The 5,000-nt window shown below is 39.9% G+C and carries 2 protein-coding genes, 1 tRNA gene and 2 rRNA genes (1 of these 5 only partly in view); all 5 read left to right on the top strand.

Features of this window, described 5'->3' with window-relative positions; genetic code table 11:
• Nucleotides 1–2,586 (top strand): 23S ribosomal RNA (locus OW730_RS01505); it begins 314 nt to the left of the window's first position.
• A 47-nt stretch (nt 2,587–2,633) separates the two neighbouring features.
• Nucleotides 2,634–2,750 (top strand): 5S ribosomal RNA (rrf, locus tag OW730_RS01500).
• Between the two features lie 5 nt (nt 2,751–2,755).
• A tRNA-Lys gene (locus OW730_RS01495) sits at nt 2,756–2,831 on the top strand.
• A 549-nt stretch (nt 2,832–3,380) separates the two neighbouring features.
• On the top strand, nt 3,381–3,881 hold the full coding sequence (locus OW730_RS01490) for an RNA polymerase sigma factor (protein WP_271227378.1): 501 nt from the start codon (nt 3,381–3,383) through the stop codon (nt 3,879–3,881).
• Nucleotides 3,871–4,989: an anti sigma factor C-terminal domain-containing protein gene (locus tag OW730_RS01485; RefSeq protein ID WP_271227377.1), complete on the top strand. Its 1,119-nt coding sequence runs from the start codon at nt 3,871–3,873 to the stop codon at nt 4,987–4,989. Before OW730_RS01490 ends, OW730_RS01485 begins: the two co-directional genes overlap by 11 nt.
• Nucleotides 4,990–5,000 lie beyond the last annotated feature (11 nt).

The following is a 5,000-nucleotide window of genomic DNA, read 5'->3' as shown; positions in this document are numbered from 1 at the left end:
TTCGAATTCTTAGTCGAAGAGTTTTGGAAAACTCCACCACAGAAGGTAATAGTCCTGTAGATGAAAAGATGAAGAAACGAGTTCTGATCCAGAGTACCACGAGACACGTGAAACCTTGTGGGAAGCTGGGAGGACCACCTCCCAAGGCTAAATACTACCTGATAACCGATAGTGAAGCAGTACCGTGAGGGAAAGGTGAAAAGAACCCCGGGAGGGGAGTGAAATAGAACCTGAAACCGTGTGCCTACAATCGGTCGGAGCGCTTTATATGCGTGACGGCGTGCTTTTTGTATAACGAGCCAACGAGTTACGGTGTGTAGCAAGGTTAAGCACTTAAGGTGTGGAGCCGCAGGGAAACCGAGTCTGAATAGGGCGTTTAGTTGCATGCTGTAGACCCGAAACCAGGTGACCTATCCATGGCCAGGTTGAAGCGAGAGTAAAATCTCGTGGAGGACCGAACCACGTTGACGTTGAAAAGTCATGGGATGAGCTGTGGATAGCGGAGAAATTCCAATCGAACCTGGAGATAGCTGGTTCTCCTCGAAATAGCTTTAGGGCTAGCGTCTGGTAACTGAGTAATGGAGGTAGAGCACTGAATGGGCTAGGGGGCGTCAAAGCTTACTGAACTCTATCAAACTCCGAATGCCATATACTTTTATCCAGGCAGTCAGATTATGAATGATAAGATACATTTTCGAAAGGGAAAGAGCCCAGACCATCAGCTAAGGTCCCAAAGTGTAAGTTAAGTGGTAAAGGATGTGGGATTTCCAAGACAACTAGGATGTTGGCTTAGAAGCAGCCATTCATTTAAAGAGTGCGTAATAGCTCACTAGTCAAGAGATCCTGCGCCGAAAATGTCCGGGGCTAAAACTTACCACCGAAGCTATGGACTCGAAAGAGTGGTAGAGGAGCTTCCTGTATGGGCTGAAGTCGTACCGTAAGGAGCGGTGGACCGTACAGGAGTGAGAATGTTGGCATAAGTAGCGAGATGTAGGTGAGAATCCTACAGGCCGAATACCTAAGGTTTCCTGGGGAAGGCTCGTCCTCCCAGGGTTAGTCGGGACCTAAGCCGAGGCCGAAAGGCGTAGGCGATGGACAACAGGTTGATATTCCTGTACCACCAAACTCCGTTTGACGACGGGGTGACGCAGGAGGATAGGATGAGCGCACGACTGAAAGAGTGCGTCTAAGCGTTTAGGCTGATCAGATAGGCAAATCCGTCTGATCTTAAGGCTGAGGCGTGATGGGGAGCCGTTTACGGCGAAGCATCTGATTCCACGCTGCCAAGAAAAGCCTCTAAGGAGGAGTTTGGTGCCCGTACCGCAAACCGACACAGGTAGGTGAGGAGAGAATCCTAAGGCCGGCGGAAGAATTACTGTTAAGGAACTCGGCAAATTGACCCCGTAACTTCGGGAGAAGGGGTGCCTACGAGAGTAGGCCGCAGTGAATAGGCCCAAACAACTGTTTACCAAAAACACAGGTCTCTGCTAAATCGTAAGATGATGTATAGGGGCTGACGCCTGCCCGGTGCTGGAAGGTTAAGGGGATCACTTAGCGTAAGCGAAGGTGTGAACTTAAGCCCCAGTAAACGGCGGCCGTAACTATAACGGTCCTAAGGTAGCGAAATTCCTTGTCGGGTAAGTTCCGACCCGCACGAATGGCGTAATGATTTGGGCACTGTCTCAACAGTAAATCCGGTGAAATTGTAGTACCAGTGAAGATGCTGGTTACCCGCGGTTGGACGGAAAGACCCCGTAGAGCTTTACTGTAGCTTAGCATTGAATTTCGGTATTGTCTGTACAGGATAGGTGGGAGACTAGGAAACTGGGGCGTTAGCTTCAGTGGAGTCGTCCTTGGGATACCACCCTGGCAGTACTGGAATTCTAACGAGTGGCCATGAATCTGGTCATCGGACATTGCTAGGTGGGCAGTTTGACTGGGGCGGTCGCCTCCTAAAAAGTAACGGAGGCGCTCAAAGGTTCCCTCAGCGCGGTCGGAAATCGCGCGAAGAGTGCAAAGGCAGAAGGGAGCCTGACTGCGACACCTACAAGTGGAGCAGGGACGAAAGTCGGACTTAGTGATCCGGTGGTACCTCGTGGGAGGGCCATCGCTCAACGGATAAAAGCTACCTCGGGGATAACAGGCTTATCTCCCCCAAGAGTCCACATCGACGGGGAGGTTTGGCACCTCGATGTCGGCTCGTCGCATCCTGGGGCTGTAGCTGGTCCCAAGGGTTGGGCTGTTCGCCCATTAAAGCGGCACGCGAGCTGGGTTCAGAACGTCGTGAGACAGTTCGGTCCCTATCCGCCGCGGGCGTAGGAAATTTGAGAGGAGCTGTCCTTAGTACGAGAGGACCGGGATGGACTGACCTCTGGTGTACCAGTTGTCGCGTCAGCGGCACCGCTGGGTAGCTATGTCGGGAAGGGATAAACGCTGAAGGCATCTAAGCGTGAAGCCCACCTCAAGATTAGATTTCCCTGCCTAGTGCAATAAGATCCCTTGAAGAACACAAGGTTGATAGGCTGGAGGTGTAAGTGTGGTAACACATGTAGCTGACCAGTACTAATAGATCGAAGACTTAATCTTAACTTACTTTGTGCAATTTTGAAGGAACATCCTTCAACAAAATGATATCTGGTAACTATGGCGTGAAGGTTACACACCTTCCCATTCCGAACAGGATTGTTAAGCTTCATAGCGCTGATGGTACTGCACTGGAGACGGTGTGGGAGAGTAAGACGTTGCCAGGTAATATGATCCACTAGCTCAGTCGGTAGAGCACATGACTTTTAATCATGGTGTCCAGGGTTCGATTCCCTGGTGGATCACCACAAACACTTGCTAATTTTTTAGTAAGTGTTTTTTTATTGTTTTTAAATAACAATTTTTCTGATTAAATTTTAAATTAGGTGTAACTTTTGAAGACCTTATCTGTTTATATATATGAAAAGAGTATAAGTGGGAATAGATAATTAATAAAGGGGTGTATCTATGAAATTAAAACTACAAAGAAATACATGGATTTTTGCGGGTATTTGTTTTTTGTTAGGTATCATTTTTTCGATATCTGATGGTAAAAAATTTGGAGCATACTATATTTTGTCACTAATTACAAGTAATTTATGTTTCATAAATGCCTATATTGCACATAAGAAGATTCAAGATTAATTTGTTAATTATAGTTTAATGAATAGATACTTTAAATAAAAATGGGACAACTTCAAATGTTGAAGATGTCTTTTTTTAGTATTAGCAATCAATACTAAATAAAAAATAGGTGTTATTTAATTATTAAGCATAACAACATTTTTTAAAAAATGTTAAAATTAGGTGTAACTTTCAAATACGGGATTTGTTTATATATATGAGGAGGTGACGAGATGGATGATTTTCTATTAATTTATAAAGAAGAGAGCGTAAAACTATTGAAGTATTTAAGGATTATTTGTAAAGATCAATACTTAGTAGATGATATTTTTCAAGAAACTATGATGAAAGCATATGAAGAACTTATGATAAATAACAAGAAATTAAATACTAGATGGTTTTGTATTGTTGCTAAAAACATGTACCTTAATCATTGCAAAAAGAATAACAGGATATCATATGATGAGATACAAATAATAGAAAAATCTGATACATCAAATTCTCCTGAAGAAGTAGTTCAATATAAAGAACATAAAGAATTTATAAGATCAATATTAAATTGCATCAATCCCAAATATAAGCAGCTAATTTTATTAAGAGATTATGTGGGATATTCTTATCAAGAGATAGCACAAAGATGTGGAATGAATATTGCTGGAGTTAAAATAGGTATATTTAGAGCAAGAAAATCTTTTAAAAAAGAATATGATAGGAGGAAGAGAAATGAAATGTAGCGATGTAAGAGGAGTATTACCAGAATATATATCAGAACTATGTAGTGAATCTGAGAAAAAAGAAATTGAAAAACATCTTGATCAATGTGAAGAATGTAAAACAGAATACAATAAATTAATAAATATAGGAAAAGAACAAACTGAAAGTTATGAAGAGATTTCAAGAAAAATTAGAAAAGTAAGAAGGAAACTTAATGTGAAAATTCTAGCTACATTTACTATTACTATGTTTGTAGGATATATTTTATTTAATAGTATAATACCTAGTATTCTTTATCAAATTAGAAGGAATGATTTAAATACAGCTCAGAGAGCTATAGTTGATTTTTATCAATTTACATCAGCTAAAGAGCTTACTGGATCAGGGATTAGAAAGGAGAAGTATAATAATACTATTATGTTGTTTGTTGGCGATTATATAGGAAGTAAGTTCACAAATTATAATACTATTGACTTTAATTTTGATTTAATAAAAAATAGAGTCGATTCTGAGTTTTGGTTACAAATGGATATAATACATCCAGATGTAGAACCAAAAGAAGGATTTAAAGATATGTATAATACTGAGATAGCAAAAAAGATTCTCAAAAAAAATGGAAATGATACAGTTGCAAGAGTTAACTTATCATTTAATGACTTAATCTCATATGAAAGAACTGTTGAATTACTAAATAAATATGATATTAAGATAATTAGAATGAATATTGAAAGTGGAAGTGAAAAAAGAAAAATTAAATATATGGAAAACGGAGCAAATCAGCATTTTTCATTTGGTATACCAGGGCAAATGCTTGATATTACTAAGCCAATATTTGAGGTTGTGGAATTGAATACACAAAATAGCCATGAATACAAAAAGAGTTTTTTAGAAGAATTGAAATTTCTTAACGAATATAAATACTTACTGGCATCTGGAGATATGAGAAAACGAGGAGGTTATGAGAATGATCCTGTAAAGGATGATGCTAAATATATACTTGATAATGGTATAAAAGTTTATGGAATAAAAGTTACAGGTCCTAGTGATGAGATATTTAGACTAATAGATGACATTAATCCGAGATTTGCAAATGTAGAAAAAGTGGATTTTTGGTACTGGGATAAATAAATTAATTAATG

The organism is Oceanirhabdus sp. W0125-5, assembly GCF_027938815.1.
GTDB lineage: Bacteria > Bacillota > Clostridia > Clostridiales > Clostridiaceae > Oceanirhabdus.
This window is presented reverse-complemented; position numbering and strand designations above follow the sequence as displayed.